Annotated in this window: 27 protein-coding genes; 8 read left to right on the forward strand and 19 right to left on the reverse strand. The window is 64.8% G+C overall.

The genetic code is table 11. The features are described from left to right. The first annotated feature begins 57 nt into the window (after positions 1 to 57). The gene (fen, locus tag LDH74_RS04115) at positions 58 to 1,035 is read left to right on the forward strand and encodes a flap endonuclease-1 (protein ID WP_226041267.1); all 978 of its coding nucleotides are present in this window, start codon (positions 58 to 60) and stop codon (positions 1,033 to 1,035) included. Positions 1,036 to 1,315: 280 nt separating this feature from the next. Here fen and mvaD read toward each other — a convergent pair whose 3' ends face one another. Together mvaD and LDH74_RS04125 are read right to left on the reverse strand one after the other, a co-directional pair. Further along, positions 1,316 to 2,299 (reverse strand): phosphomevalonate decarboxylase MvaD, encoded by a 984-nt coding sequence (gene mvaD / locus LDH74_RS04120; protein ID WP_226041268.1) that lies wholly within the window; start codon positions 2,297 to 2,299, stop codon positions 1,316 to 1,318. Positions 2,300 to 2,605: 306 nt separating this feature from the next. After that, a complete protein-coding gene (locus LDH74_RS04125; RefSeq protein WP_226041269.1) occupies positions 2,606 to 3,235 on the reverse strand; it encodes a hypothetical protein in 630 nt (209 codons plus the stop codon). A gap of 220 nt (positions 3,236 to 3,455) precedes the next feature. Between LDH74_RS04125 and nth the strand changes: the two genes are divergently transcribed. Beyond that, the gene (nth, locus tag LDH74_RS04130; protein ID WP_226041270.1) at positions 3,456 to 4,139 is read left to right on the forward strand and encodes an endonuclease III; all 684 of its coding nucleotides are present in this window, start codon (positions 3,456 to 3,458) and stop codon (positions 4,137 to 4,139) included. 89 nt (positions 4,140 to 4,228) lie between these two features. Further along, entirely contained in the window at positions 4,229 to 4,489 is a 261-nt protein-coding gene (locus LDH74_RS04135) for a hypothetical protein (RefSeq protein WP_226041271.1), read from the forward strand. A gap of 103 nt (positions 4,490 to 4,592) precedes the next feature. Here LDH74_RS04135 and LDH74_RS04140 read toward each other — a convergent pair whose 3' ends face one another. Both LDH74_RS04140 and LDH74_RS04145 read right to left on the reverse strand, forming a co-directional pair. Further along, complete coding sequence (locus LDH74_RS04140) at positions 4,593 to 5,453, reverse strand: NAD(+)/NADH kinase (RefSeq protein WP_226041272.1); 861 nt, start codon at positions 5,451 to 5,453, stop codon at positions 4,593 to 4,595. A 202-nt stretch (positions 5,454 to 5,655) separates the two neighbouring features. Beyond that, positions 5,656 to 6,978: a M28 family metallopeptidase gene (locus LDH74_RS04145; protein ID WP_226041273.1), complete on the reverse strand. Its 1,323-nt coding sequence runs from the start codon at positions 6,976 to 6,978 to the stop codon at positions 5,656 to 5,658. A gap of 137 nt (positions 6,979 to 7,115) precedes the next feature. Between LDH74_RS04145 and LDH74_RS04150 the strand changes: the two genes are divergently transcribed. The 3 genes from LDH74_RS04150 (at position 7,116) to LDH74_RS04160 (ending at position 9,041) form a co-directional block, all read left to right on the forward strand. Next, positions 7,116 to 8,180, forward strand: coding sequence for a polyprenyl synthetase family protein (locus LDH74_RS04150; RefSeq protein WP_226041274.1), 1,065 nt, complete (start codon positions 7,116 to 7,118; stop codon positions 8,178 to 8,180). A gap of 137 nt (positions 8,181 to 8,317) precedes the next feature. Continuing rightward, positions 8,318 to 8,737, forward strand: coding sequence for a hypothetical protein (locus tag LDH74_RS04155; RefSeq protein ID WP_226041275.1), 420 nt, complete (start codon positions 8,318 to 8,320; stop codon positions 8,735 to 8,737). Between the two features lie 55 nt (positions 8,738 to 8,792). Further along, on the forward strand, positions 8,793 to 9,041 hold the full coding sequence (locus LDH74_RS04160) for a DUF6684 family protein (RefSeq protein ID WP_226041276.1): 249 nt from the start codon (positions 8,793 to 8,795) through the stop codon (positions 9,039 to 9,041). Positions 9,042 to 9,070: 29 nt separating this feature from the next. Here LDH74_RS04160 and LDH74_RS26425 read toward each other — a convergent pair whose 3' ends face one another. Beyond that, positions 9,071 to 9,205: a hypothetical protein gene (locus LDH74_RS26425; protein ID WP_255680931.1), complete on the reverse strand. Its 135-nt coding sequence runs from the start codon at positions 9,203 to 9,205 to the stop codon at positions 9,071 to 9,073. A gap of 669 nt (positions 9,206 to 9,874) precedes the next feature. Between LDH74_RS26425 and LDH74_RS04165 the strand changes: the two genes are divergently transcribed. Further along, the gene (locus LDH74_RS04165; RefSeq protein ID WP_226041277.1) at positions 9,875 to 10,141 is read left to right on the forward strand and encodes a hypothetical protein; all 267 of its coding nucleotides are present in this window, start codon (positions 9,875 to 9,877) and stop codon (positions 10,139 to 10,141) included. Positions 10,142 to 10,159: 18 nt separating this feature from the next. On the opposite strand, the gene LDH74_RS04170 is transcribed toward LDH74_RS04165, so the two are convergent. Further along, positions 10,160 to 11,860, reverse strand: coding sequence for a methylmalonyl-CoA mutase family protein (locus LDH74_RS04170; protein ID WP_226041278.1), 1,701 nt, complete (start codon positions 11,858 to 11,860; stop codon positions 10,160 to 10,162). A 195-nt stretch (positions 11,861 to 12,055) separates the two neighbouring features. Further along, the gene (locus LDH74_RS04175) at positions 12,056 to 12,883 is read right to left on the reverse strand and encodes a CBS domain-containing protein (RefSeq protein WP_226041279.1); all 828 of its coding nucleotides are present in this window, start codon (positions 12,881 to 12,883) and stop codon (positions 12,056 to 12,058) included. Between the two features lie 317 nt (positions 12,884 to 13,200). Here LDH74_RS04175 and LDH74_RS04180 point away from each other — a divergent pair, with 317 nt between their 5' ends. Continuing rightward, positions 13,201 to 13,977 carry a YihY/virulence factor BrkB family protein gene (locus tag LDH74_RS04180; RefSeq protein ID WP_226041280.1) on the forward strand — a complete coding sequence of 259 codons (777 nt, stop codon included), beginning with the start codon at positions 13,201 to 13,203 and terminating at the stop codon, positions 13,975 to 13,977. 89 nt (positions 13,978 to 14,066) lie between these two features. On the opposite strand, the gene LDH74_RS04185 is transcribed toward LDH74_RS04180, so the two are convergent. The 12 genes from LDH74_RS04185 to LDH74_RS04240 are packed head-to-tail and all read right to left on the reverse strand — an operon-like array spanning position 14,067 to position 26,072. Continuing rightward, positions 14,067 to 15,563, reverse strand: coding sequence for a DHH family phosphoesterase (locus tag LDH74_RS04185; protein ID WP_226041281.1), 1,497 nt, complete (start codon positions 15,561 to 15,563; stop codon positions 14,067 to 14,069). A gap of 55 nt (positions 15,564 to 15,618) precedes the next feature. Further along, on the reverse strand, positions 15,619 to 17,145 hold the full coding sequence (locus LDH74_RS04190; RefSeq protein ID WP_226041282.1) for an NADH-quinone oxidoreductase subunit N: 1,527 nt from the start codon (positions 17,143 to 17,145) through the stop codon (positions 15,619 to 15,621). Continuing rightward, positions 17,145 to 18,671, reverse strand: coding sequence for a NuoM family protein (locus LDH74_RS04195; RefSeq protein WP_226041283.1), 1,527 nt, complete (start codon positions 18,669 to 18,671; stop codon positions 17,145 to 17,147). Before LDH74_RS04195 ends, LDH74_RS04190 begins: the two co-directional genes overlap by 1 nt. Then, positions 18,668 to 20,716 carry an NADH-quinone oxidoreductase subunit L gene (gene nuoL, locus LDH74_RS04200; RefSeq protein ID WP_226041284.1) on the reverse strand — a complete coding sequence of 683 codons (2,049 nt, stop codon included), beginning with the start codon at positions 20,714 to 20,716 and terminating at the stop codon, positions 18,668 to 18,670. The genes LDH74_RS04195 and nuoL overlap by 4 nt, the downstream gene beginning before the upstream one ends. 2 nt (positions 20,717 to 20,718) lie before the next feature. Further along, on the reverse strand, positions 20,719 to 21,024 hold the full coding sequence (nuoK, locus tag LDH74_RS04205; protein ID WP_006181260.1) for an NADH-quinone oxidoreductase subunit NuoK: 306 nt from the start codon (positions 21,022 to 21,024) through the stop codon (positions 20,719 to 20,721). Then, on the reverse strand, positions 21,021 to 21,452 hold the full coding sequence (locus LDH74_RS04210) for a hypothetical protein (RefSeq protein WP_226041285.1): 432 nt from the start codon (positions 21,450 to 21,452) through the stop codon (positions 21,021 to 21,023). The genes nuoK and LDH74_RS04210 overlap by 4 nt, the downstream gene beginning before the upstream one ends. Continuing rightward, positions 21,449 to 21,721 (reverse strand): NADH-quinone oxidoreductase subunit J, encoded by a 273-nt coding sequence (locus LDH74_RS04215; protein WP_226041286.1) that lies wholly within the window; start codon positions 21,719 to 21,721, stop codon positions 21,449 to 21,451. The genes LDH74_RS04210 and LDH74_RS04215 overlap by 4 nt, the downstream gene beginning before the upstream one ends. A 39-nt stretch (positions 21,722 to 21,760) precedes the next feature. Continuing rightward, entirely contained in the window at positions 21,761 to 22,222 is a 462-nt protein-coding gene (locus tag LDH74_RS04220) for an NADH-quinone oxidoreductase subunit I (protein WP_226041287.1), read from the reverse strand. Continuing rightward, positions 22,219 to 23,301, reverse strand: a complete 1,083-nt coding sequence (locus tag LDH74_RS04225; protein ID WP_226041288.1) for a complex I subunit 1 family protein — start codon at positions 23,299 to 23,301, stop codon at positions 22,219 to 22,221. The genes LDH74_RS04220 and LDH74_RS04225 overlap by 4 nt, the downstream gene beginning before the upstream one ends. Position 23,302: 1 nt before the next feature. After that, the gene (locus LDH74_RS04230; RefSeq protein WP_226041289.1) at positions 23,303 to 24,964 is read right to left on the reverse strand and encodes an NADH-quinone oxidoreductase subunit D; all 1,662 of its coding nucleotides are present in this window, start codon (positions 24,962 to 24,964) and stop codon (positions 23,303 to 23,305) included. Beyond that, the gene (locus LDH74_RS04235) at positions 24,961 to 25,668 is read right to left on the reverse strand and encodes an NADH-quinone oxidoreductase subunit B (protein WP_226041290.1); all 708 of its coding nucleotides are present in this window, start codon (positions 25,666 to 25,668) and stop codon (positions 24,961 to 24,963) included. The genes LDH74_RS04230 and LDH74_RS04235 overlap by 4 nt, the downstream gene beginning before the upstream one ends. Further along, entirely contained in the window at positions 25,665 to 26,072 is a 408-nt protein-coding gene (locus tag LDH74_RS04240) for an NADH-quinone oxidoreductase subunit A (protein WP_226041291.1), read from the reverse strand. Before LDH74_RS04240 ends, LDH74_RS04235 begins: the two co-directional genes overlap by 4 nt. Positions 26,073 to 26,162 lie beyond the last annotated feature (90 nt).

The raw sequence follows: 26,162 nt of genomic DNA on the forward strand, positions 1-26,162 counted from the left end.
GGGCGGTGGCGGGTCGAAGCCAACTATTCAAATCCCGGTCCGCCCAACTACCCTCCAATGGGAAACGCTGCACTTCGGGATATCGCCGTCATCGAGGAGATTCCCTTCGACGACATCGAAGGCGTCGTCGCCGTGGACGCACACAACTGGCTCTACCGGTATCTGACCACGACGGTCAAGTGGACCAACAGCGCAAAATATACGACCGGCGACGGAACCGAGGTCGCCAACCTCGTCGGCATCGTCCAGGGGCTCCCCAAGTTCTTCGAGAACGACGTGACGCCGGTGATGGTCTTCGACGGCGGCCCCTCCGAACTCAAGGACGACGAGATCGAATCCCGCCGCGAACAGCGACGGAGCTACGAGGAACAACTCGAGACCGCCCGCGAGGAAGGTGATGCAGTCGCAATCGCGCAACTCGAGTCGCGAACCCAGCGGCTGACGCCGACGATTCAGGAAACCAGCCGGGAACTGCTGCGACTGCTCGACGTGCCGATCGTCGAAGCGCCCGCGGAGGGGGAAGCCCAGGCCGCCCACATGGTCAAGCGGGGCGACGCCGACTATGTCGGCTCGGAGGACTACGATGCCCTGCTCTTCGGATCCCCGCTCACCCTCCGCCAGCTGACGAGCAAAGGGGATCCCGAACTGATGGATCTCGAGGCCACCCTCGCACACCACGAGCTGACCCTCGAGCAGCTGATCGACGCGGCGATTCTCATCGGGACGGACTTCAACGAGGGGGTCTCCGGCATCGGCCCCAAGACGGCTATCTCGGCGATCACCGAACACGGCGACCTCTGGAGCGTGCTCGAGGCCCGCGGCGCGCACATCGAGTACGGCGACCGCGTGAGACAGCTGTTCCGCGATCCGAACGTGACCGACGACTACGAGTTCGACGCGGCCGTCGATCCGGATCTCGAGGCCGCGAAATCGTACGTCACGGAGGAGTGGGGCGTCGACGCCGACGAGGTCGAACGCGGCTTCGAGCGGATCGAGGAGAGCGTCACACAGACGGGGCTGGACCGCTGGACGTAGCTCGACGGATGACACTCGGCAGTCCAGCACAGAAGCGTTCGATCACCGTGGCCGGGAGCGGCGATCAGCCGCAGTACGCGGCTGATCGCGCGACCCGGGGAAGGGCAGGCGGTTAAACGATTACAACCGCGAGCGAGTGTAACGAGCGAGCGGGCCGACGACTGACTCGGAGTGAACAACGTGAACGGAGAGGAAGGAGGAGTGCTTTTCATCGACGTTTTGCCGAGGGCGCGCCTATGGCGCGCCCGCAGAGCAAAACGTCGGAGCTAAAACTTCGTTCTTAGAACAAGTGCTTGTCTTCCTCGAGGAGTTTCGCGGGACCCCCGACGTTCCAGGTGGTGGTGGAGACGCCGCAGTCGGAGACCGCTTCCTCGACTTCCTCGGCGTACTCGTCGGTGGTGTTGACGTAGACGCTGGCACCGGTGTCGGTCGAGAAGTAGACGGGAATATCCTCTTCCTCGCGGAGTTCGCGCACTTTGTTGAAGACGGCGAGCGTGGCCGGCTGCCAGTAGACCCAGCCCGAGGGGCCGGTCATCGTGGTCGCCGCGAGCGACAGCGAGTCGTGTTCGGCGAGTTCGAACGCGCCCTCGAAGTCGTTGTTTCGCAGCGCGTCGCGCATCTCCGCGATCTGGCCGTGAATGTGGGCGTTGCGCGCCTGAAACATGTGACTGTCGGCGGCCTCGCGGTGAGCGTCCTCGGTCTCCTTGTGATAGGGGACGAGTCCGACGATGATCTTGAGGTTCTCGTGGAGATCGGACGGAATCCGCTTCGAGCGGCAGTCCTCGTCGTTCATCCCGGTGTAGAGCTGGGAGAACGCGCCGGTGACCGCGCGCGCGGCCGACGCCGAGCCGACGCGGGCGATCGTCGAGATCTCCTGTTTGCTGGCGTCGAGTTCGGCGGCCTCTGCCAGCGCCATCGCCGCCGCTGCGAAGCCGGACGACGACGAACCCAGACCGACGTTCGAGGGGAAACTGTTCTCGCTCTCGAGGCGCACCGGATACACCGTGTGGGCGGCGTCGGAGCGCGAGCGGGCCTTCTCGACGACGGCCTCGACTCGTTCGTACGCGCGGCCGTCGAGTTCCTCGCCGTCGACGACGAAGGTGTCCTCCTCGTAGTCCATCGAGAACTCGACGGTCGTCCGGGTGTGGCTGGGGGCCGTACAGACGCTGATACTGTCGTGATACGGGAGCCGCTTGATATCGTCGCGCATCCCGTGGTACTTGACCAGCCCCTGAATCGGGTGGGCCATCGCCGTGGCTTTCATACCCACATAGGTGGCTGAGGACCGCTTAAAGCTCACGCATCCTATCGATTCCACAGAGCTGGAAGCGCAGCGGTGCGCCCACCGGTTCGTCGGATATCCGCCGTGACATCGGGCAGGGAATCCGATTCGTGGCGATCGATTCCGGCCCCCGGATTCTCGGCGCGACTCCTCGAGTTGTTTCCCGAGACACTCCCTGAAATATAGTACCCACTGAAAGTCACTGCCCCCTGATCGCACGAAACCGATGCGATCAGCGTACAAATCGTTTCGGTGAGTACGATGGTCGCCGTGCGATATCGGACGATACTACGCGTCAGTCTCGAGTTTCGCGTCGACCTCCGTCTCCTCCTCGAGCGTCTCGAGTCGCCGCTCGAGCGACGCGATATCGTCCCGCAGGGCGATCTGTAACCGTTCGAGATCGGTCTCGAGGTCCGACGTGACCGCGTCGAAGGCGGTCGCGATCGTTCGCTCGAGGGCCTCGAGGTCGTCCGCGAGCGCGTCCAACTGGGCGGCATCGATGTCGGTATCGGTGCCGGTGTCGGCGTGCGCGTCCGTAACTGAATCACGGACAGCGGTGAGCTCCGATCGGAGCCCCCTCGTCTCCGATTCGAGTGCCGTCAGTCGGTCGTCGAATCCCTGCAAACGACGCGCGAGAGACTCGAGTCGCGGTTCGAGGTCGCTCTCGATCGCGGCCTGCAACTCCGCATCGGCCGCCGCGCGGTCGTCGACGTCCGCCCGCAGCGTCTCGAGATCGTCTTCGATATCCGCGACTCGGTCCGTATTGGCCGTTCGCTCGAGGTCGAGCGCCCGACGGAGCGACGCCGCGTTCGGTCCGTCGTCGGCCTCGAGTTCGGCGAGCAGTACGTCGAAAAGGCCGGTGCTCCGCCCCTCCCCTGTCCGGTCGAACTGCGTACGAGTGTCATCATCCCCTGTCATTGTCGAAATTCGACCCCGGTCGAACTCTCTTCATACTAGTACACCGGCACATGATAATAATATCCCTTCAGTCGCCCTCCCGATGTATCCAACTCGCGTGCCTCTGCTCGGCATCGATACAGCCGGCCATCGAAATCGAGAGTGCTGACGGATCACCGCGGCGCGGACGGACCGTCTCGAACCGAACGGCTCAAATGCGCGCTCTCGCAACGGTTTCAGCATGGGAACACCCCTCGAGACCCGCGCCGACCAGGCCGAGGCGATCGTCGACCGCCTCGAGGACGCCTATCCGGACTCGACGATTTCGCTGCGATACGCGAATCGCCTGGAGCTGCTGATCGCGGTGATCCTCTCGGCGCAGTGCACGGACGAGCGGGTGAACGAGGAGACGAAACACCTCTTCGAGAAATACGACGGAGCCGAAGACTACGCGAACGCGGACCAAGAGGAACTCGCGGAGGACCTGAACTCGATCACCTACTACAACAGCAAGGCCGAATACATCCGCACCTCCTGCGAGACGATCCTCGAGGAACACGACGGCGAGGTGCCGGATACGATGAACGAACTGACCGAGCTCTCGGGCGTCGGTCGGAAGACGGCGAACGTCGTCCTCCAGCACGCTCACGACATCGTCGAGGGGATCGTGGTCGACACGCACGTCCAGCGGCTCTCGCGCCGGCTGGGGCTGACCGAGGAGGAGCGTCCCGAGAAGATCGAACAGGAGCTAATGGAGATCGTCCCCGAGGACGACTGGCAGCAGTTCACTCACCTCTGTATCGATCACGGGCGGGCGACCTGTACGGCTCGGAACCCCGACTGTACCGACTGCGTACTGGCGGATATCTGCCCCTCGGAGAAGGGCGACGGCGAGATCGATCTCGCCTCCGGAGAACCCTGGTAATCGTCCGAGATAGTGAGATAACCGACATGCCGACTGTCGCAAGCCCAATTCCTTTTCAGCGACCGACGGTATCCCCATCCGGGATCACTATGTCCGACAACACTGACGAGCGCGAGAACACCGGCACGGACGAACACGGGCGGGACGTGCAACTCGAGCACGAGAAAACGGATCCCGAGGAAGCGCGGGACGGAGAGGAACTCACCGAGGAAGAGAAGGAAGCCCGCGAGCGACAGGACGAGGAGCAGCGTCGGCAGGACATCGAACACAAGTCCGACGATCGAGTCGACGACGCCCTCGAGAATACGAACCCGGATAACCACCGGGACGAGGAGCCGCACAACAGCTGAGCGAGGATCGAGTCGAGGCGATCCGGGTTCCGCCCGCTGACAACCGCTGACAACCGCTGACAACTGCCGATACCGCGGTTTTCGAACTCGTTCTGCCGATTCCTTACCCCTCGAGCCGGGCGTCCGGAACGACCAGCGTCGGGAGCGTTCCGGCGAGGGAGACGGCGACCCGCGAGTCGACGGAAACCGTGCCGACCGCTCGGCCGTCGACGACGAGGGTGACGTCGCTCTCCTCGCGTTCGACCGTGAACGCCAGGTCGTCGTTCGGGAGTACCCACCGACGGGTTTGCGTCACGAAGGGGCCGATCGGTGCGACCGCGGCCGCGTCGACGCCAGCCGAGAGGGACGGCGCGTCGACCGCGCTCGCGTAGCCGTGACTCCCCGCCGGCGTCGCCGCGACGACCCCGTCGGCTCGAAAGGTCGCGACCGACGCGTCTCGGCTTCGCACGCCGTACTCGGAGATCCGTGCCGGTTCCTCGGTGACCAGCATCACGTCGAACAGCGCGCGCTCGACTCCGTCGATGTCGTTCCGATCGGTCCTCGAGTCCGTTCGATCGGTCTCCGATTCGGTATCGAGTTCCGTCTCGGGCGTCGATCCCGACTCGAGGCTAACGCCGAAGACGGGCCGAGAGCGCTGGACGGCGCATCCCTCGAGCGTCGCCCCGACCGCATCGGGAAGGCGATCGCGGTCGACCGACTCCATTCCTGTGACGGGGCCGACCGGGAGAACGGGCGTTTCGACGCCGGCGCGAGCGACCGCCGACAACGCCGCTTCGTCGACCGTCACGAGCACCGACGGCTCCGCCGCGAGAACGGCATCGAGACCGCCGGTGACGACCGTCCCGTCCGTATCGGCGAGCACCGACTCGAGATCCTCGACGGTCTCGCTGGCATCGCTCGGATCCGCTTCGCGGTCGACGACGCCGACGACGGGTAAATCGCCCGCGCTCCACGCGGCATCCATAGACGGCAGTTCACGCGGCCCGCTCAAAAGCGTACGGTTGTCGGTCGGCGACCGCGCGCCGGCGGCCGATTGCAGTCGGCGGCGATACCCACAGAGCAGCGAAAACCGTTCACACGGCGATGGCACAGTCCCCGGTTCTCGCTCACTGCGTTCGCTCCGAACCGCGCTCGCTCTCCTCGTGCGATCGGGCGTGCGCTGCCGGTCAATTGCTCCCGGACTCGTCGTAGGGCCAGTCGCCGGTGATCCGCATTCCTTCAGCGAGGTCCTGCGATTCGAGGTCGGCCGCGATCGCGTCGGGATCCCGGTGGTCGATCGTCACGTCCTCGCGGGCGAGTGCGACGACGTACTCGGTCAGGAGGATCGCCTGTTCGGACAGGGTCCGGGACTCGAGTTTCTCGATCGTGTCCGCGAAGGTGTGGCCCCAGCCCCGTCCCGCATCGTCAGACATGGATTTGACGTGACAGCCAGGAACACCCCATTTCACGAACGACCAGTGGTCGCTGTGAGGGCCGAGTTTCGGCACGGTGCCGATCGGATGGTCGTACCGGTCCGCGACGTCGTTCGCCACGTTCCGGAGCGCGTCGAATCCGTGGGTAACGATCGAGAGCGTCCGATCGCGGACGACGCCGTCGTTGTTGACCACCGCTTTGATCGATTCGTGATCGATCCGCTCGGCGGCCCGCGTCGAGCCGACTAGTCCGACCTCCTCCGCACCGAAGCCGACGAACTCGACGCGGGTCTCGAGCTCCGCCTCGCGATCCGCAAGGGCGTTCGCGATCTCGACGATCATTGCGGTTCCCGCCCCGTTGTCCATCGCTCCCTCGGCGATGTCGTGAGCGTCGACGTGGCTCGTCACGAGGACGCGCTCGTCGGTGTCCGGACCGAGTTCGGCGCGAACGTTCTGGCTCGTCGCGGAGTGGATATCGGCTTCGACGGAGAGCGTGATCGACTCCCCGTCGAACCGGCGGGCCAGCCGCGACCCGACCTCGCTCGAGACGCCGATCGCCGGAATCTCACCGACGGGTTCCTCGTCCGTTCCTACGCTACCGGTCGGCGGGAGACAGCCCTCGACGTGATTTCGGTAGACGAACCCCACCGCGCCGTTCTCGACGGCGTGATAGTACTTCTCCCGGCGGTGGAGATACCGGTCGTAGTAGTCAGGCACGTCGCTGCGGACCATAACGACGGCGTCCTCGACGTCGCTCTCCTCGAAGTCCGCGGGGAGGCCGTAGCCGAGATCGATCAGCGGCGCGACGACGCGTTCGGACGGACTGCGCGGCAGCGCGATACAGTCCTGCGTGGTGTCGCCGGCCGTGATCGCGCTGTCGCCTCGGGTCCAGCCCTGAATCTCGAACGATTCGAGTCGGGCGTTTCGCGCGCCGACGTCGGCCAGCGCGTCCCGCGTCAACTCGGCGGCTTCGCGTTCGCCCTCGCTGCCGGCCATGCGATTCCCCACGTCGACGAGGGCCTCGAGGTGGTCCCAGCCGACGTCGCTCTCGAAGACGGAGCCGATCCAGGCGGTCATGACTGGTACGTGGACCGATGGACTGGTAACTGTACCGCTCGATCGCAACGGATTCCGAGAACTGTCCGACGGTTTGCAACCGTTGGTGACACGACAAACTACGAATCTTTTTCACGCCGCTCCCTCTCGGTCTCGATATGCGGGAGACGCTAGCCGACTGGCGGCCGGCCATCGACGAAGCGATCGCCGACCTGGTTCCGCGCGAGATCGACGCCGACTACCTCGAGTCGTTCTTCGGGTCCCCGACGTACGACTACGATCCCCACGGCATCCAGCGCGCGCTGGCGACGCCGCTGTGGGATCTGCTCGATCGCGGCGGCAAACGGTGGCGTGCGATACTCTTTCTCGTCTTCGTCGAGGGGTTCGGCGAGGACCCGGCCGAGTATCTACCCTACGCCTGCATTCCGGAGATACTGCACAACGGGACGATCATCGTCGACGACGTCGAGGACGGGGCCACGATTCGACGCGGCGAACGGGCGCTCCACCGCCTCTACGGCCGCGATATCGCGCTCAATGCCGGCAACGCGATGTACTTCCTGCCGTTGAAGGTCATCAGCCGAAATCCGGCCGACCTCCCTGCCGATCGGCGGCTGGCCGCCTACGAGATGCTGATGGACGAACTCAACCGCACCCACCTCGGCCAGGGGATGGACATCTGCTGGCACAACGAACGCGACGTCCGGATCAACACGGCACAGTATCTGGAGATGTGCGCGTGCAAGACGGGCTGTCTCGGCCGGATCGTGGCTCGCCTCGCCGCGATCATTACCAACCAGCCCGACGACGTCGAGGAAGCGATCGCCGAGTACGCCGAACTGACCGCGATCGCCTTCCAGATCGGCGACGACATCCTGGACGTCGAGCACTCGCTGGGCCGGGCCGGCGCGTTCGGCAAGGAGTTCGGTAACGACATCCGCGAGGGAAAGAAGACCCTCATGGTCATCCACGCCATCGAGGCGAGCGAGCCGGAGCGCGCCCGACGGCTGCAGGCGATCCTCGAGGCCGACGACAATACCGACGAGGAGATCCTCGAGGCCCTGGAAATCCTCGAGGCCGCCGGCAGTATCGAGTACGCCCGCGAGCGCGCACTCGAGCTGGCCGCCGATGCGCGCGCGGCGATCGACGGCGTGGACTTCGACGCGGAGACGACCCGGAAGCTCGAGGAGTTCACGGAGTTCGTCATCGAGCGCGACGAGTAGTCACCCCGCGGGACCCGAGTGAGTCGTTCACGCGGTGGCGGCAGGTGATATTCTGATCCTTCGGATCAGGATACGAGAAGGTCAAGAACGGTGAACAGTAGGGGCAGATACTACAGTCTCGAGGTGGAACCTCGGGTATGGCCGACCACTCGAGGCGAAGCGAGACCGATCGCACGGACGCCGCGAGACCGTGGCCAGTCCTCGTCGCCCTCGGACTCGTCGGCTCGGAGGTCGGGATCGTCGTCGATCTCGTCCCGGTCGCCGTCGTCGGACTCGTCGTCTTCGCCGCGAGCGTCGCTGGTATCCTCGCGGACGCCGACTACGTGGACCGGCCGCTCGCGTTCGCAGCCAAATTCGGCGCGGCGTTCGTCCTCGTCGGCGCGATATTGGCCGCCCATGGCACCGGAACCCTGCCGATCGCCCCTCTCGAGCCCCTCACCGGTCTGGCGAGTCGCGGCGCGGCGCTCGTCGTCGCCGGCGTGGTGACGATCGGCGGGGCCGGCCTCGTGCGGTCCCGCCGAGCCGAGCGCGGCGAGAGCCGGGGAATCGAATCGTGAATCGGAACCGTTCACCGAACGACTCGCTCGAGACACCACAATCTAACAGCTACCGATGAGCCGACCTGCCTTCGACGCGGAAGTAGCGCTCGACCTCGCAGTCAACACGATCCCCTTCCTGATTATGGCGTTCTTCGTCGCGGTCTTCGCGGTGTTCAACCCGTGGGGGTTCGATCCGCTCCAGTCGACAATCCAGTTCGCCGTCCTGCTGTCGACGATGGGGACGCTCGCGTTCGTGACCTACCTCGCGGCTCGAGTGATCGAAACCGACGATCGGACGCGATACGACACCGGCGAGCCCTGATCGCGGCCGAGAGCCGACCGCCGTCGCGATCAGTTGATGATGAGCACGAACCCGGTCACCGCCATCATACTCGAGATTCCGACCAGGAGGAGCAAGAACAGTTCCTTTTCTGAGAGCCGGCGCTGTGGTGTCGGTCGGTCGGACTCAGTCTTATCGGAGCTCATAGACGACCACTATCGGCGAGATACACGGCAGGCGGGGAAGAGCGTTTCCCAGCTTGGCTCGGCAGACGAAGAAGCGACCGGTGCCGTGCGGGGGTGTCACCGATCGAGACTCGGCCGCAGACTCGATCGAGCCCTCTACCGGCTGGACCCACGAGACGACAAACCGAAATAGGATACCGGCAGTGTAGACGAGAGCGATCGCTCGCATCGGCCGAAACGGTTTGCCACCGATTGCACAGCTATCGTGCGATCGAGCGCGTCCAAGCTGTAGTGAGAAATACTACTGAGTAGACATCGTCGGCTCCCGCTCGAGCTGCTCTGCAGTGCGTGGATCGACGCAGTTCGAACATCGAGCGGGACCAGCGATTCGAGCAAATAGCCGCTCACCACAGTCGGGACAACTTCCATCAGGATACCGAACCATACACCTAGAAGACAAGAACGGGACCATAGGTTTTGCGGCTCTCCCTTTCCGGTGGGAAACAGCGGGGAATGCACGCGTTGTGTCATCAGTGAAACGAGCTTCAAATGGATTATGTGTGGCGGTAGCAGCCACGGGACGTGTATCGCTCGCCAGAGCGCAGGATTCACTCGTGGTCCCGGCGTCGCTAGTCGACCCGGCCTCGCTACAGCACAAAACCCACTATCCGAGGCGACGTATCGAGAGTCGTGATCGACGACCGAACGATCGGTGGCCGAGGCGCCGTCGCCGGCCTCGGCCTCGCGCTGATCGCCGCGACCGCCGCGTTCGGGGCGCTACTCGGTGCGACCTTGCCCGGCTACACCGGACTCGAGGAAATCGTCGTCTATACGCTCGCAGTGCCCGTCTCGCCGCTCACGCTGGCAGTTTACGGTGCCGTCGCGGTCGGCACCCTGCTGGCCTCACTCGGCATCGTCGTCAACGTGTTCTCTCGATTCGACGACGACGCGCTGTAACCTCCTCCACAGCTCGACTCAGGCCAGCCCGATATTCTCGCTGTACGCCCCGTACTGCTCCTCGAAGACCGCCATGATCTCGCCCATCGTCGCGTAGGCTTTCACCGCGTCGACGATGTACGGCATCGCGTTCTCGCCGCGCTCGCTGGCCTCGCGCAGGGCCTCGAGCGCGTCCGCGACCGCCGCGTCGTCCCGATCCGATTTCACCTCCTCGAGGCGGCCGAGCTGGCGTTCAGCCGTGGTCTCGTCGATCTGGAGGATCTCGGGACTGGTATCCTCCTCGAGCGTGTACTCGTTGACGCCGACGACGACCTCCTCGCCGCGCTCGACGCGCTCCTGGTACTCGTACGAGGCGTCCTGAATCTCCCGGAGGAAGTAGCCGTCCTCGATTCCCGTGAGAACGCCGTCGCGGACCGAGCCGTCGCCCATCTCCCGGACCTCCTCGATGTAGCGCATCGTCCGCTCCTCGATCTCGTTCGTGAGCGTCTCGACGGCGAAGGAACCGCCCATCGGGTCGACGATGTCCGCCGCACCTGACTCCTCGGCGATGATCTGCTGGGTTCGCAGCGCGACCCGGACTGCATCCTCGCCAGGCAGGGCGAGCGCCTCGTCGAAGCTGTTAGTGTGCAACGACTGGGTGCCGCCGAGGACGCCGGCCAGCGCCTGCATCGTCACCCGGGCGACGTTGTTCAGCGGCTGCTGAGCCGTCAGCGACTGGCCCGCAGTCTGGGTGTGGAACTTGAGCTGTTTGGACGCCTCGGCCTCGGCGTCGTACCACTCGTCCATCACGCGCGCGTAGATTCGCCGGGCCGCCCGGAACTTCGCGATCTCCTCGAAGAAGGAATTGTGACAGTTGAAGAAAAAGGAGAGTCGCGGCGCGAACTCGTCGATGTCGAGCCCGCGCTCGATCGCATCCTCGGCGTAACCGAAGCCGTCCGCGAGGGTGAAGGCGAGTTCCTGAACCGCCGTCGAGCCAGCCTCGCGGATGTGATAGCCCGACACCGAAATCGGGTGGAACTTCGGCGTCTCTGCCGTGCTGAACTCGAGGACATCCGTCACGAGATCGAGCGACGGCTCCGGCGGAATCACCCACTCCTTCTGGGCGATGAACTCCTTGAACATGTCGTTCTGGAGGGTCCCGCGAAGCTCCGCGCGGGGAACGTCCCGCTGATCCGCCAGCGCGACGTACATCGCGTAGATCACCGGCGCGGAGGGGTTGATCGTAAAGGACGTCGAGATGTCCGCGAGGTCGATCTCGTCGAAGAGGATCTCCATGTCCCGGAGCGTGTCGACGGCGACCCCCTCCCGACCGATCTCGCCCTCACTCATGGGGTCGTCCGAATCGAGTCCCATCAGCGACGGCATGTCGAACGCCACCGAGAGGCCGGTCTGTCCCTCGTCGATCAGGTAGTGGAAGCGCTCGTTGGTCTCCTCGGCGGTACCGAAGCCGGCGAACTGGCGCATCGTCCACGTCCGCCCGCGGTACATCGTCGGGTACGGTCCCCGAGTGTAGGGTTCCTCGCCCGGAAAGCCCAGGTCCTCGAGATAGTCGAGTTCCGAGACGTCCTCGGGGGTATAGAGCCGATCGACCTCGTGGTTCGAAACCGTCGCGAACCGGTCCTTCCGCTCGCCGTGGCGCTCGAGAACCGGCTCGAGCGACTCAGTCTCCCATCGCCGGCCTTCCTCGCGGATTTCCTCGAGCTCCTCGTCGTCGTACATGGTCGTAATATTTGCCGACAACGCAATGAAGGTTCGGGGAGGATGGATCGGAGTGAGAGATGTCCAGCGTTCCGAACCGAGACGGACGGATGGGTTCGGCAACGGAACGGCCCGATCGTCAGACGATCGTCGGCCCTGGCAAGTAGCGTCAGACGAGCGTAAGACACCGCTGCGAGCGGCGGGCTAACGACGGCGTTACTTCGTCTCCCCACTGTTTCCGCCGTCGGACTGCAGCCGTTTCGTCGTCTGAACAAGCGGATGTCGGGCGTAATCGACGACATCGATGTCGTTGATACGCTCGAGGCCCTCCTTTTCGGCCGTGCGTGCCATTCCCAGATCGATTTCGGTGTCGACGACGATAACGTAGGCGTCCATCTCGTCGATTCCCAGCCGGTCGGCCGCGAGCACGCGGTGGTGGCCGTCCGCCAGCAGGAGGGTGCCGCCGTTGTCGATGACGACCAGCGGCTCGGCCAGCCCCCGCTCGAGTTCGTAGCGCCGCCCCTCGAGTTCGTCGGCGTAGACCCGTCCCTGCGTGGGCGTCAGGTCCGAGAGCGGAACCGTCCGGCGCTCCTCCGTCAGATCGATCTCGTGAATCTGCTCTAAGGTCCGCATCAGCTTGCCGACCTTCTCGGGGGTGGCGCGCTCGATCTGACTGCGGATCACGTCCGCGTTGGAGATGATCCCCACCAGATTGCCCGCGTCGTCGACGACGGGAAGCTTCTGGATGCCCGAGCGAAGGATGACCCGGGCGGCGTCGGTCACCTTCATGTCGGGGTGGGCGACGAGCAACTCGGTGGCCATGACCTTGAAGATCGGATCGCCGTCGTCGGCCAGCAGCAGGTCGCGGGCACTGACGAAGCCTTCGACGCGGCGTCGCTCGCAGACTGGAAAGCCGCTGTGCTCCTCGCTCTCGGCGATCCGCGTCGCGACGTCGCCGACGGTCTCGTCCGGCGACACCGTCGCCACATCGCGCGTCATGTACTCCTTGACCTGGGGTTTCGTTCGGTCCGACACGACGTCCATACACGGGAACACGGGAGCGGCGCGCAAAAGTACTGTTACTGCCGGCTGTCTCCGTCCGCGGGAGTCACCGAAACCGATCGGCGACTCCACGTCACTGACTGACAGGTGATAGGCCGCCGCGACCTCCCGCCGCGTCGCTCTCGTGTCTCGCCCTCGGGGTCGCTCACAGCGGTGAGTGCGACGGGTTCGGTATCCACCGTGGAGGGGAGGGCTGAACGACTCGGTTCGCTCCGGCCCGCACGAAGTCGTCCGCTATCACGGCGACGCTATTCCGCTGCCGGCATCGGATTCAACAGGGAAGCCGTCGTACGGAGTGTATGTCGTTCGTCGGATCCGTAGTCGCCCTCGCGAGGGATCGAAATCTCACGTTCTTGGCGGCGGGTATCGCCTACTACGCGTTCGTGTCGATACTACCGCTGATACTGCTCGCCGTGGCGGTCGCGTCGTTCGTCGGCGGGCAGGACCTGGCCAATCGCGTCACGAGTCTGCTCAGCCAGCACCTCTCGTCTTCGGGGCAACAGATCGTAACGCAGGCACTCACCAACACCACCGGTCGAGCGGCCGCGTCCGTGATCGGGTTCCTCGCGCTAACGTGGAGCGCCCTGAAGCTCTTTCGCGGCCTCGACCAGGCGTTCGACGAGGTGTACGCTGACGAGGTCGACACGTCGCTGCTCGGCCAGCTCCGAAACGCCCTCATCGTCGTCATCGGAATCGCACTTGCCGTCGCGCTCGTCGTCGCTATCGGCGCTGCACTCTCGATACTACGATTACAAATCCCGTTCGTCAACGTCCTCGGAACGGTCGTGTTGATCGCCGTGCTCGCGATCGCATTCCTGCCGATATACTACGTGCTCCCGCCCGTGGACGTGTCGCTGGGTGGGGTCATACCGGGGACGGTCGTCGCCGCAGTCGGCTGGGTAATTCTGCAGATCGGATTCCGGATCTACGCGGCCAACGCCAGTCGGTACGCGGCGTACGGCGTAATCGGTGCCATCCTGCTGTTCGTCACGTGGCTGTACTTCGCCAGCATCGTGATACTGCTCGGCGCGGCGGTCAACGCCGTTCGTCGGGGGACGAGAACGGAGACGGTGTAGGTACCCGCTCACCCGTCCACCGCTGGTCACCCGTCCCTCGATGGGGTTCACTATCGGTTCTGAACACCGAAAATCGCGTTCTTACCGCCTCACGCCGACTCGCCGTCTTCCGGCTCGCCCCGCTGGGTGAACAGCCACTCGCTTGTTTGCGTGTAGGCACCCACCGGGACCCCGGGCCGCGTCTGGATCGCCTCGAAGAACCGGTTCGTGATCACCTCCTCGACGACGCTGACGATCGATTCGACCTCCACTTCGTGGTCGGCGCTGCCCAGGATCCCGATCTCGAGTTGCGCGCCGGCCATGTCCGCGTGGCCGCCGGCGCTGCCGATCCGATCGAACCCGTCCCGGAGCGTCTCGCCGAGGTCGACGTCGGCGGCTCGCGAGCGGGCCGACAGGAACACCATCTCGTCGTCGAACCCGAACACGAGCGTCGTCTCGATGCCCTCCATCGCGAGCAACTGATCTGCCGCCTGGGGTAACGCGTCCCGATCCCCGATCCGCCCGACGCTGGCGACGGCCACCGAATCGCGCTGGACGCGGTTCTTGATCGCGCGCGCGATCGTCTCGAGGGTCTCGCCCTCGAGCGAGGGGTGTTCGATCTGGCGCAGAATCGACGTATCGACGTGGGGTGACAGGGTGGACGCGGCCCTGAAGTCGGCGGGCGAGACTTCCCGCGTGAAATCGTTCGTGTCGACTCGAATGCCGTACAACAGCGCCGTCGCCGTCGAGGGGTCGAACGCGAGATCGAAGCGATCGACGTACTCCGTCAGGACGGTGCTGGTCGCACCCGCACCCTCCCGGAGGTCGACGAATTCGCCGGGAACCGGCCCGCGCGGCGGATGGTGATCGATGACGATATCCACGTGGAGGTCCGTCGGAAGCTGATCGTTGACGCCGGGTCGGGAGTGATCGACCAGTGCAAACGCCGAGTACTCCGCGAGCGAGTCGTCGGGAGCCATATTTCGCAGATCCAACTCGAGCAAGTTGACCATAGCTCGGTTTTCCTGATGAGAGATGTTGCCGAAGTAGCAGGCGTCGGCGGCGACGCCGACGGACTCGGCGACGTCGACGAGCGCGACCGCGCTCGCGATCGCGTCCGGGTCCGGATTGTCGTGGGCCACGACCGCCAGCCGGCCATCGATCCGCCCCAGCCGTTCCCGGAGTTCGATCGCCGCTTCGGCGGACGGGCTCGCCGTCTCGTCGACCGCGCGGTCGGCCATCGCGTCCGTCGGGTCGATGATCCGATCCGCGCGGGCCGCGAACTGGTCGCGGTCGGCGGCCGTCGCGTTACCGCCCAGATAGGCCACGATCACGGCGTCGGGAAATCGCTCGCGCGCGGCCTCGAGCGCGGCCCGATTGACGTCGGTTCGGTCGCTCCCGACGAAGATCACGTCCGGCGTGTCGACGTTCGCGATGGTGTCGGGATCGGCCGGATCCGCGCTCCGAGCCGGCACGCTCTCGTCGCGCAACGTCTCGACGACGCTCTCGTCGTCGGTGATGACGAGCACGCGGCCGTCACGCTCGGCGACCTGGTCGGTCACCTGACGGCAGACGGTTCCGCAACCGAGAACGAGCCGGAAAACCATTTGTCGCGGCTTGCAACCCCGAGGGGTAAAAGCTACCGGGTCTCCCGTGGGGCGACTACGCGACGATCGCGGCTGCCGCCTCGGTCGCGGCGTCGGCGATCGGGCCGAACGCCGGCAGGATCAGGACCGTGATCACTGCGGCGACGATGATCGCCGCGTAGAGCCCGGTCGGCTGGGCGAGTCGATCCCGATCGACGATCGGATCCTCGATCCAGAGCGCCTTGACCAGCCGCGAGTAGTAGTACAGCGAGAGCGCGCTGTTGACGACGAGCGCGGCGGCGACGAGGAGCAGGGCCGCGTTGTCCGCGGCCGCCTCGATCGTCGCGGTGTACAGGAGGTACTTGCTCCAGAAGCCGCCGAACAGCGGGATGCCCGCGAGGCTGAACATGAAGACCGCCATCGCGGCGCAGGCGAACGGCGCTTGCTTCGCGAGGCCGCTGTAGTCCTCGAAGGTGCGGCCGACGCCCCAGTATTCCGCCAGGCCGACGAACAGGAACGCACCCGTGTTCATGAAGCCGTAGACCAGCAGGTGCATCATGGCTGCTCCCATGACCACCTCGCCGGCGTCGGTCGAAAGGGCCGCCAGCCCGATCAGGACGTAGCCGGCGTGACCGATCGAGGAGTAGGCGAGCATCCGCTTGACGTTCTCCTGGGTCGCCGCCGCGAAGTTCCCGACCGTCATCGTGACGATTGCAAGGATGACGAACGCCCACGTCCAGTCGACGCCGATGACGGCGGTCGTCGCCTCGAGCGGGAACGCCGTCGTGAACACGCGGAAGGCGAGCACGAAGCCGGCGGCCTTCGAGGCCGAGGAGAGGAACGCGGAGATCGGCGCGGGCGCGCCCTCGTAGGCCTCGGGCGCCCAGAAGTGGAAGGGGACGCTCGCGGTCTTGAACGCGATCCCGCCGATCAGCATGAGGATCCCGAGACCGAGCAATCCGCCCATCTCGCCGGCACCGTCGAGGTTGGCCGCGATCGCCTCGAGTTGCAGCGAGCCGGTCGCCCCGTAGACCAGCGAGACGCCGTAGACGAAGATCGCCGACGAGAGCGCCCCGATCAGGAAGTACTTCAGGCCCGCTTCGACGCTGCCGCGGTTGTCCTTCAGGATCGCGACGAGCGCGTACGACGGCAGGCTCGTTAGCTCGAGCGCGATGAAGATCGTCACGAGACTGTTCGACGCGGCCATCATCGACATCCCGGTCGCCGCGAGGATGATCAGCGAGTAATACTCTGCCTGATAGGTGTGGTCTCGCAGGTAATCGTAACTCGCGACCGTGACGAGGGCGGTGACGACCGCGATGATGATCATGAAGTACAGCGCCAGCTGATCGACGACGAACTGGCCGTCCATGATATCGATGACGCCGTAGTTGTCGATGCCGGTCGCCCCGACGCCGGCGGCGGTAAACCAGACGGCGACGGCCAGCGACGACAGCGACCCGGCGACGGCGGTGCCGGCGAGCAGCGTGCGGTTCGTCGAGCGCGGGTTGATGCTGTCGAGCAGGAACAGGACGAGTGCCGTCCCCGCCAGGATCAGTGCCGGTGCGAGCGCCGTCCACTCGGGAAGTTCGAGGACCGCCATCAGAGGTCACCTCCCTGGACGATCGGATCGATTGCGTCGGTTATCATGTCGAAGATCAGGTCGGGAGCCACGCCGAGGGCGATGACGAGCCCCAGCAACACGACCATCGACGCGACGTCGTGGACGGGTGCGCGGCCGACCTCGTAGTCGGTCTCGAGTTGATACGGGCCGAATACCGTCCGCTGGAGGGCAAAGAGCAGGTAGCCCGCGACGATGACGATGCCGAACATCGCGAGCGACGTGAACAGCGCCGAGTACTCGAGTAGCTCGGAGCCGAAGGAGCCGAAGAAGATGAAGTACTCCGCGGCGAAGCCGCTCATCAGCGGCAGCCCCATGTAGCCGAAGGCGCCGGCGATGAGGATCCCGACCGCGATCGGCATCCGATCCGCCATCCCGGACATGTCGGTAATCATCCGGGTGTGAGTCGCGTTGTAGATGACGCCGACGGCCATGAACATCAGCCCGGAGATCAGGCCGTGGGAGACCATCTGGAACGTCGCGCCGCCGACCCCGAACTGGGTGTAGGCCACCAGTCCGAGGATGACGTAGCCCATCGACGAGACGGAGGAGTAGGCGACGATCCGTTTGAGGTCGGTCTGCGCGAGCGCCAGCATCGCGCCGTAGATGACGCTGATGACGGCGATCGTGGCGATCGGAACCGCATAAGCCTCGACTTGCTCCGGGAACATCGTGAAGTTGAACCGGAGCAGGGCGTAGGTCCCCATCTTCAGCAGAACGCCGGCCAGCAGTATCGAGGCCGGCGTCGGCGCCTCCACGTGGGCGTCGGGCAGCCACGTGTGGAACGGGACGATGGGCACCTTCACCGCGAAACCGAGGAACATCGCGATGAAGACGACCGAGGCGAGCGCCGTCCCGCCGAGGCCGAAGAGCCCCTCGGGGCCGCCCTCGAGCATCGCCGTCGCGATCTCGGGCAGTGCGAAGGAGGTGACCGAGTCACCGAGCCCGAAGACGAGCGCGATGAAAGCACCGAACATCACCAGCGACGCCACGTTCGTGTAGACGAAGAACTTGATCGCGGCGTACTTCCGGCGCGGGCCGCCCCAGATCCCGATCAGCAGATACATCGGGATCAAGACCGCCTCCCAGAAGACGAACCAGAGGAAGAAGTCGAGCGCGGTGAAGACGCCGATCAGCATCGCCTCGATGAAGAGGATGAGCCCGTAAAACTGGGACTCGCGCTCGTCGATCGGCGTCCACGAACTCACGATCGCCAGCGTACAGAGGATCGTCGTCAGGACGACCAGCGGCATGCTGATCCCGTCGACGCCGACGAACCAGGAAATCGACCGCCCGCCGATCTCGAGCCACGCCGCCTGCGATTCGAACGCCAGTTCGCCGTCGAGCAGGGCGTTCCCGCTGCCGTCGAAGGCGGCGAACAGCCACAGGGACAGGGCCGCCGGCACGAGACTGATGGCGAAGGCGAGTTTGCCGGCGATGCGATTCGGCGCGACGAACGTCACCAGTGCGCCGACCAGTGCGACTGCGATCAGTGCTTCGATCATCATGCGAACCACCCTCCGAGATAGCCGAGGACGAGTAGTAAGCCGATGAACCCGCCCACCAACAGCGCCGCGTAGTTAGTCACGATACCCGTCTGGAGCCGTTTCATTCGATCGCTGCCGAACAGACTGATCGTCGAGGTCCCGTTGACGACCCCGTCGATGACGGTCTGATCGAACCGATCGGCCGCTCGAGCCAGCGGGAGCGTGAAGCCTTCGGCGAGCCAGACCTGGTACTCGTCCTGGTAGTAGTTGTGCTTGAGGACGCGGTACGCGCCGCCGAGCTTTTGCGTGTGACGCGACGGTTCGGACACGTTGTACAGCGTGTGCGCGGTGAACGCGCCGGCCAGTGCGAGACCGAGCGACAGTCCGGCGCTCAACAGCATCGTGGTGGTCTCCGATCCGATGTAGCTCTCTTCGAAGGCCACCGTCTCGTGGTACGCGTGATAGGTCAGTCCCTCGACGTAGCCGTACTCGCCGTCGAGCCAGTGCTCGAGGTAGGTGATGTCGAGGTCGAGCAGGCTCGCGACGGGCGCGAGGTTCGCGAAGCCGACGACGGCCGCGAGCGTCCCGAGTACGAGCAGCGGGACCTTGACGGCCCAGCCGACCGCGTGGGGTTCCTCGGCCGTGTCGGAGCGAGGCTCGCCGTGGAAGGTCAGGAAGACCATCCGGAACGTGTAGAAGCCGGTGAAGAAGACGGCGAGCAGACCCATCGCGTAGGCCGCGAGGATGACCGGCTCCGCCAGGCCGACGGCCAGCGCGTCGAACAGCACCTCGTCTTTCGACCAGAAGCCCGAGAAGGGGACGATCCCCGCGAGCGCGAGCGCGCCGGCGAGGAACGTGTAGTAGACGACGGGCGCTTCGTCCTTCAGCCCGCCCATCTCCCACATGTCCTGCTCGTGGTGCATGAGGATGATGACGGCACCGGCACCGAGGAACAGCAAGGCCTTGAAGAAGGCGTGGTTCATGAGGTGGAAGACCCCGGCGACGTAGCCGCCGACGCCGAGTCCGAGCATCATATAGCCGTACTGGCTGATCGTCGAGTACGCCAGCACCTGCTTGATGTCGTCTTTGACGACGGCCATGGTCGCGGCGAACAAGGCGGTGAAGCCGCCGACGAAGGCGATGATCGCCAGCGCGGTCGGACTCAGCGCGTAGTAGCCGAACATGCGAGCGACCAGGTAGACGCCGGCCGCGACCATCGTCGCCGCGTGAATGAGTGCGGAGACGGTCGTCGGGCCCTCCATGGCGTCGGGCAGCCAGGTGTGGAAGGGGAACTGCGCGGACTTGCCCAGCACCCCGCCGAGCACGAGCAGCCCGGTGATCGTCACCCAGGTCTCGGCGTCGAAGCCGAACAGCGTCGCGCCGTCGTCGATCGCCGTCTCGGCGGCGGTAACGAACGACTCCTCGCCGGCGAAGCCGACCGTGCCGAACGTCGCGGCGATGGCGACAACCCCGACCAAGAAGAAGTAGTCACCGAAGCGGGTGACCAGGAACGCCTTCTTCGCGGCCGAGGGGGCCGATTCCGTGCGGAACCAGAACCCGATCAGCAGGTACGAGCAGAGCCCGACGAGTTCAAAGAACATGAACGCCATCAGCAGGTTGTCCGCGAAGACGAACGCGAGCATGCTGAAGGTAAAGAGACCGAGTTCGGCGTAGTACCGCCGGAGCCCCGTCTCCCCTTCGGCGTTCATATAGCCGAGACTGAAGACGTGGACGAGCAGTGCGACCAGCGAGACGATCACCAGCATGAGCGCCGAGAGCGGATCGATCAGAATCCCGAACGTGAAGGAGATCTCCTCGGTACCGGTCGCGCTCGCGGCCGCGCCGGCCGTCCACTCGTAGAGCGTCGTCTGATGCGTCTCGCCGCCCGCGACGGCCGCGAACATGACGAGCGAGATTACGAGCGAGCCCGCCGTCGCGATGATGCCCGCGAACGCCCCCTTCTTCGGCATGTACGTCCCGAAGACGAGCGTGACCACGAAGGCCACGAGCGGGAACACTGCGATCGCCGGTGCGAATCCGAACGGATCTGTTGCTATTGCGGCCATCTTTACCACCTCATGGTCGTCGGAACCGTGACGTCGACGTCACGGAAGTTGCGGTACAACACCAGAATGATCCCGAGTCCGACGGCTACCTCGGCGGCGGCGAGCGCCATCGTAAACAGCGCGAACAACTGCCCCGTGAGGTTGCCGTGATAGAACGCGAACGCGATCAAATTGATATTCGCCGCGTTCAGCATGAGTTCGACGGACATGAGGAACAACAGTGCGTTGCGACGCGTCAGCACCCCGAAGAGACCGATACAGAACACCGCCATCGACAGCAGCACGTAGTACTGCACGTCGACGGTCATCGATTCCCACCTCCCGTCTCGGCTGTCCCACCGTCAGCTCCGCCATCGGTAACGGCTGGTTCCGGACCGGTTTCGGTGCTCGAGGCCTCGCCGGTGCTCGAGAGTGCAGCAACGGGTTCGCCCTCCTCTTCGCGTTTCGCGAGGACGAGCGAGGCGTCGAGCGCGGCGTCGAGCGCGATCGCCACGAGCAAGACGGCGGCGAGGAAGGGTTCGGTTCCGCCGATCGTCTGGAGTTCGTCGAAGCCGAACAGCGCGTAGCCGAGTTCGGCCGTGATCGAGACGTCGTCGGGGAAGCCGGCCCCCGCTGCCTGGGTCATCGGCTCGAAGGCCGCGTTCAGCGTGATGAGCGCCATCACGCCGAACAGACCGACGGCGAGCAGCCCCGGGATCAGCGTCTTGCCGAGTCGAAGTTTCGGACCGGTCGTCATGCCTGTACCACCTCGTCTGCGTCGGCGTCGTCGCGCTCGGTCAGCATGACGGCGAACGTGATGAGGACGAGGACCCCGCCCACGTAGACGAGGACCTGCATCATGGCGACGAATTCGGCCGCCAGCATCACGTAGTGGACCGCCACGCTGAGCAACGCTACGCCAAGCAGGAGCGCCGAATGCCACGGGTCCTGCATGAGCACGACACCCACCGCGCTGGCCAGCGTCACGGCGGCGAACAGCGCGAACGCGATCAGCTCGTAGTTCATGGTTGTTGATAGTGCCCGTTTGCGGGACGGGCGGACCCGTTACTGGTAGTCGACATCCCCCTCACCCTCGCCGACCCACGCGCCCCGGTCGGGTTCGCGGGCGGCGAGCGGGTCGATGTCCTTGTACCACGGTACCGCCTTCAGCTGCTCTTTGTTGTAGACGAAGTCGTGTTTCGTGTCCGCGGTGAACTCGAAGTTCTCCGTGAGCAGGATGGCGTCGACGGGGCAAACTTCCTCGCAGAGCCGGCAGTAGATGCACTGCCCGATGTGGAGGTTGTACTGTTCGCCCTGTCGCTGATCGTTCGTCACGATCTGAATGGTGTCGTTCGGACAGACGTTCTCGCACTGGCGACACCAGATACACCGCTCCTGACTGAACTTGTGAACGCCACGGAATCGCGGCGAAACGTCGGGTGCGGTCTCCGGGTACTCCACCGTGAAGGTGGAGCCGTCCAGTGCGTGCTTCATCGTCGTTGCCATCGATTTGAGTATCCCGATCATGCTAGCAGCCCCACGATTACCGCGGTCAGGACGAGATTGGCGAAAGAGAGGACCAGCAGCCCCTTCCAGCCGATCTCGATCAGTTGGTCGATCCGAACGCGTGGTACCGCCGAACGCAGCCACTGCGTCGCGAAGAACACCGCCCAGATCTTGATGAGGAACCAGACGATGCCCGGGAGGATCGGCCCGGCAGGTCCGCCGAGGAAGATCGTCGCGATGATCGCGCCGCCGAGGAAGATGTGGAGGAACTCCCCGAGGTAGATCAACACGAAGTAGACCGAGGAGTACTCGGTCTGGTAGCCGGCGACGATCTCGGTCGGTGCCTCCGGCGTGTCGAAGGGGTTGCGGCCGACCTCCGCGAAGTTCGCGATGAGGAACAGGACGAACGCGAAGGGGTTGACGAACGCGTACCACGTCGGAATCGAGATCCCGGCGATCTCTATCAGCGTCTCGTGTTGGGCCGCGACGATCTCGCCCATCTGCAGCGTGCCGGCGAAGATCACGACCGACATCCCGGTGACGACCAGCGGGATCTCGTAGGCGATGTTCTGTGCCACCGCGCGAAGCCCCCCGATCAGGGAGTACTTGTTCGCCGACGCGTAGCCGGCCATCACCAGGCCCAGACTCGCGATCCCCGAGACCGCGAAGACGTACGCGAGTCCGACTTCGGGGTCCGCGAGGTGGATCCCGCTTCCCATCGGAATGACGGCAAAGCCCAGCAGCGCCGACGCCGCGACGACGATCGGCGCGAGGTCGTAGGCCGGACGATCCGCGTTCTCCGGGATAATCAGCTCCTTCGACAGGAGCCGAACGGCGTCGGCGACGATGATGAAGATCCCGGCCGGTCCGAGCCGATTGACCGCGATTCGGTCCGTAAACGCGGCGGTGATCTTCCGTTTGGCCCACGGCCCCGCGACGCCGGTCATCGCGAGCATCAGGTTCCCGATGATGAAGGCCGCGAGAAAGGTCGCGAGCAGTTCGCCGCCGAGGCCGAACCCGTCGAGGCCGGTCAGCTCGCCGATCCGTTCGGGAAGCAAGACCGTGTCCTGCAGCGGATACGCAGCAACCGCACCGAACATACTAGCGATCCACCTCCCCGAGCACGATATCGAGGCTGCCAAGCGACGCGATCAGATCGGGCACGTACTCCCCTTCGGACATCTCGGGCAGCGCCGAGAGGTTGTGGAAGCACGGACTCCGGATCTTGAACCGACCCGGCTTGTCCGTCCCGTCCGAACGAATGTAAATCCCGAGTTCGCCCTTCGCCCCCTCGACGGCGCGGTAAACCTCCGTATCCGGGTCGGGTTTCAGCGTCCGTGGGACGTTGCTCTGAACCGTCCGCTCGTCTTCTGGCCACTCGGCGAGTAAGTCGAGACACTGCTCGATGATCTTCGCGGACTCCTCGACCTCCTGCATGCGCACCAGAACGCGGCTGAAGTTGTCACAGCCGTCCTCGGTGACGACGTCCCACTCGAGGTTCTCGTAGTAGCCGTAGGGGTCGTCGCGACGGAGGTCGTAATCGATGCCCGAGCCCCGGGCGACGGGCCCGGTACAGCCGTACTGTTTGGCGACCTCGGGCTCGAGGATCCCGGTGTCGTGACACCGGATCTGGAAGATTTCGTTGCCGGTCAGCAGGTCGTTGTACTCGTCGACCTTCGCGGGGAGCCCGTCGAGGAAGTCTCGCGTCTTCTCGATGAACTCCTCGCGGGGTTCCGGAAGGTCCCAGGCGACCCCGCCCAGCCGGAAGTAGTTGAACATGAGCCGCTGGCCGGTCAGGTCCTCGAGGATGTCCTGAATGACCTCTCGGTCGCGCATGCCGTACTGGAAGATGGCGGTGAAGTCGCCGTAGACGTCCAGTGCGAACGTGGCCAGCGCGAGCATGTGCGCGGCGATCCGGCACATCTCGGCGCTCATCGTCCGGATGACCTGGGCGTACTCGGGGACCTCGATGTCCGCGAGGTCCTCGACCGTGCGCGCGTAAGCCCACTCGTTGAGCAGACCGGCCGAGACGTAGTCCCAGCGGTCCGGGTAGGGCATGATCTGGTGACGGTAGGTCCCCTGCTGGCACATCTGCTCCTCGCAGCGGTGCAGATAGCCGATATCGGGGTCGACGTCGACGACCGTCTCGCCGTCCAGCACCGTCTCGATGTGGAGCACGCCGTGGGTCGCCGGGTGATGCGGTCCGATGTTGAGGAACATCGTGTCCGACTCGTCGTCGTGGTGGTCCGGCTGGACCGGGTTGGCGTGCTCCGAGAGGGTTACGAGCTGTGGTTTTTCCTGATCATACCCCCGCGAGAGCGGATGTCCCTGCCAGGTTTCGGGCAGGAGGATCCGACGCGGATCGGGGTGGCCCTCGTAGTCGATGCCGACGAGGTCGAAGGCTTCCCGCTCGTGCCAGTCGGCCGTCCGGAAGACCGGCTCGGCGGTCTGGCTGACCGGGTTGTCGGTGGTCGTCGGGACGACGATCGAGACCTCCTGTGTCGGATCGGCGTACTTCTTGAGGTGGTAGATCGACTCGTATCGGTCGGCGTACTCCTGGGCGGTGAGACAGGAGAGGTGATCGAACCCGGCCTCGTCCCGCAGATCCGTGAGGACGTCCTGGACGTCGTCCGGCCGGATGACGAACCCCGGCGCGTTCAGGTGATCGTCGCGTGTGAGCGCACGATCACCGATCAGCGCCGCGAGATCGTCTTCCGACACCTCGACCGGTGGCTGCTGCCCTCGCTCGAGTCCCGTGCTCATGGCGAATCAGCCCAGTTGTATCGCATGACGAGATCCTCCTCGTCGATATCGTCGGCGAGTTTCTGGACGAGTTCGTCCTGCGGCAGGTCGCCGAACTCCTCGAGTTCGTATGGCTTGACGACGACCGGAGTCGACTCGCCGTTGCGGATCCGCTCTTGCAGTTTGGCGATGCCGTAGACGAGTGCCTCCGGTCGCGGTGGGCAGCCAGGAACGTGGATGTCGATGGGGATTATCTCCTCGGCACCCTTGACGACGTTGTAGCCCTCCTGGAAGGGGCCGCCGGAGATGGTACACGAGCCCATGCCGACCACGAACTTGGGTTCGGGCATCTGATCGTAGACCCGCTTCATGCGGGGCCCGAACTTCGAGACGATCGTCCCCGGAACGATCATCACGTCGGCCTGTCGGGGCGAGGCGCGCGGAACGCCGGCCCCGAACCGGTCCAGATCGTGTTTGATCGCGTACGTGTGCATCATCTCGATGCTGCAGCACGCGATCCCGAACTGGAGCATGAACATCGAGTTGCCCCGCACCCAGTTCATGAACTTGTCGAACTTCGTGAGGATGAACGGGGTCGACCCGAAGGCCTCGCGAAGCCTAGAGTTGAAGCGGTCGTCGGCACCCTCACCGATCCGCGAGTCGCGGGTGTCCGACGACGGTGCGGTGCTGTCGTAGATTTGCTGGCGTGGTTGTTCGCTACTCATTGTCTGTCAGTTTCCAGCTGGCGAGTGGTCTGTGCCCACTGTACTGCGCCGTTGCGCCACGCCCACGCGAGTCCGACGAGCAGGATGGCGACGAACAACAGCATCGGCCCGAGCGCACCGACGAGTGAGATTTCCGGTTCAGCGAGCGCATCCTGGTAGGCGACCGCCCACGGGAACAGGAGGACGGTCTCGATATCGAAGATGACGAACAGAAGCGCAACCATGTAGTACTGAATATTGAACCGGATGCGCGTTCCGCCGGTCGGAATCTCGCCACTCTCGTAGGTGGCGCGTTTGCTCGTTTCGGGCACGGTGGGTCGCAGGAGATACGATACCGCCATCATCCCGAACGGTATCAACACCCCGACGAGTGCCAGCGCCCCGATAGCGATCCAATCATTCATCTCGGTAACGTTCGAGGCTTCAAACCGCACGCACATAAGGGTTGATTCTTCGTTTTCCGGGGGAACACGGGCCAGAGAGAAGGTTCGACG

The organism is Natrinema sp. DC36, assembly GCF_020405225.1.
GTDB lineage: Archaea > Halobacteriota > Halobacteria > Halobacteriales > Natrialbaceae > Natrinema.

Bases quoted from the DNA above. Each gene is read 5' to 3' on its own strand.
- fen (WP_226041267.1), top strand. From the start codon at position 58: ATGGGAAACGCTGCACTTCGGGATATCGCCGTCATCGAGGAGATTCCC.
- mvaD (WP_226041268.1), bottom strand. From the start codon at position 2,299: ATGAAAGCCACGGCGATGGCCCACCCGATTCAGGGGCTGGTCAAGTAC.
- LDH74_RS04125 (WP_226041269.1), bottom strand. From the start codon at position 3,235: ATGACAGGGGATGATGACACTCGTACGCAGTTCGACCGGACAGGGGAG.
- nth (WP_226041270.1), top strand. From the start codon at position 3,456: ATGGGAACACCCCTCGAGACCCGCGCCGACCAGGCCGAGGCGATCGTC.
- LDH74_RS04135 (WP_226041271.1), top strand. From the start codon at position 4,229: ATGTCCGACAACACTGACGAGCGCGAGAACACCGGCACGGACGAACAC.
- LDH74_RS04140 (WP_226041272.1), bottom strand. From the start codon at position 5,453: ATGGATGCCGCGTGGAGCGCGGGCGATTTACCCGTCGTCGGCGTCGTC.
- LDH74_RS04145 (WP_226041273.1), bottom strand. From the start codon at position 6,978: ATGACCGCCTGGATCGGCTCCGTCTTCGAGAGCGACGTCGGCTGGGAC.
- LDH74_RS04150 (WP_226041274.1), top strand. From the start codon at position 7,116: ATGCGGGAGACGCTAGCCGACTGGCGGCCGGCCATCGACGAAGCGATC.
- LDH74_RS04155 (WP_226041275.1), top strand. From the start codon at position 8,318: ATGGCCGACCACTCGAGGCGAAGCGAGACCGATCGCACGGACGCCGCG.
- LDH74_RS04160 (WP_226041276.1), top strand. From the start codon at position 8,793: ATGAGCCGACCTGCCTTCGACGCGGAAGTAGCGCTCGACCTCGCAGTC.
- LDH74_RS26425 (WP_255680931.1), bottom strand. From the start codon at position 9,205: ATGAGCTCCGATAAGACTGAGTCCGACCGACCGACACCACAGCGCCGG.
- LDH74_RS04170 (WP_226041278.1), bottom strand. From the start codon at position 11,860: ATGTACGACGACGAGGAGCTCGAGGAAATCCGCGAGGAAGGCCGGCGA.
- LDH74_RS04175 (WP_226041279.1), bottom strand. From the start codon at position 12,883: ATGGACGTCGTGTCGGACCGAACGAAACCCCAGGTCAAGGAGTACATG.
- LDH74_RS04180 (WP_226041280.1), top strand. From the start codon at position 13,201: ATGTCGTTCGTCGGATCCGTAGTCGCCCTCGCGAGGGATCGAAATCTC.
- LDH74_RS04185 (WP_226041281.1), bottom strand. From the start codon at position 15,563: ATGGTTTTCCGGCTCGTTCTCGGTTGCGGAACCGTCTGCCGTCAGGTG.
- LDH74_RS04190 (WP_226041282.1), bottom strand. From the start codon at position 17,145: ATGGCGGTCCTCGAACTTCCCGAGTGGACGGCGCTCGCACCGGCACTG.
- LDH74_RS04195 (WP_226041283.1), bottom strand. From the start codon at position 18,671: ATGATGATCGAAGCACTGATCGCAGTCGCACTGGTCGGCGCACTGGTG.
- nuoL (WP_226041284.1), bottom strand. From the start codon at position 20,716: ATGGCCGCAATAGCAACAGATCCGTTCGGATTCGCACCGGCGATCGCA.
- nuoK (WP_006181260.1), bottom strand. From the start codon at position 21,024: ATGACCGTCGACGTGCAGTACTACGTGCTGCTGTCGATGGCGGTGTTC.
- LDH74_RS04210 (WP_226041285.1), bottom strand. From the start codon at position 21,452: ATGACGACCGGTCCGAAACTTCGACTCGGCAAGACGCTGATCCCGGGG.
- LDH74_RS04215 (WP_226041286.1), bottom strand. From the start codon at position 21,721: ATGAACTACGAGCTGATCGCGTTCGCGCTGTTCGCCGCCGTGACGCTG.
- LDH74_RS04220 (WP_226041287.1), bottom strand. From the start codon at position 22,222: ATGATCGGGATACTCAAATCGATGGCAACGACGATGAAGCACGCACTG.
- LDH74_RS04225 (WP_226041288.1), bottom strand. From the start codon at position 23,301: ATGTTCGGTGCGGTTGCTGCGTATCCGCTGCAGGACACGGTCTTGCTT.
- LDH74_RS04230 (WP_226041289.1), bottom strand. From the start codon at position 24,964: ATGAGCACGGGACTCGAGCGAGGGCAGCAGCCACCGGTCGAGGTGTCG.
- LDH74_RS04235 (WP_226041290.1), bottom strand. From the start codon at position 25,668: ATGAGTAGCGAACAACCACGCCAGCAAATCTACGACAGCACCGCACCG.
- LDH74_RS04240 (WP_226041291.1), bottom strand. From the start codon at position 26,072: ATGAATGATTGGATCGCTATCGGGGCGCTGGCACTCGTCGGGGTGTTG.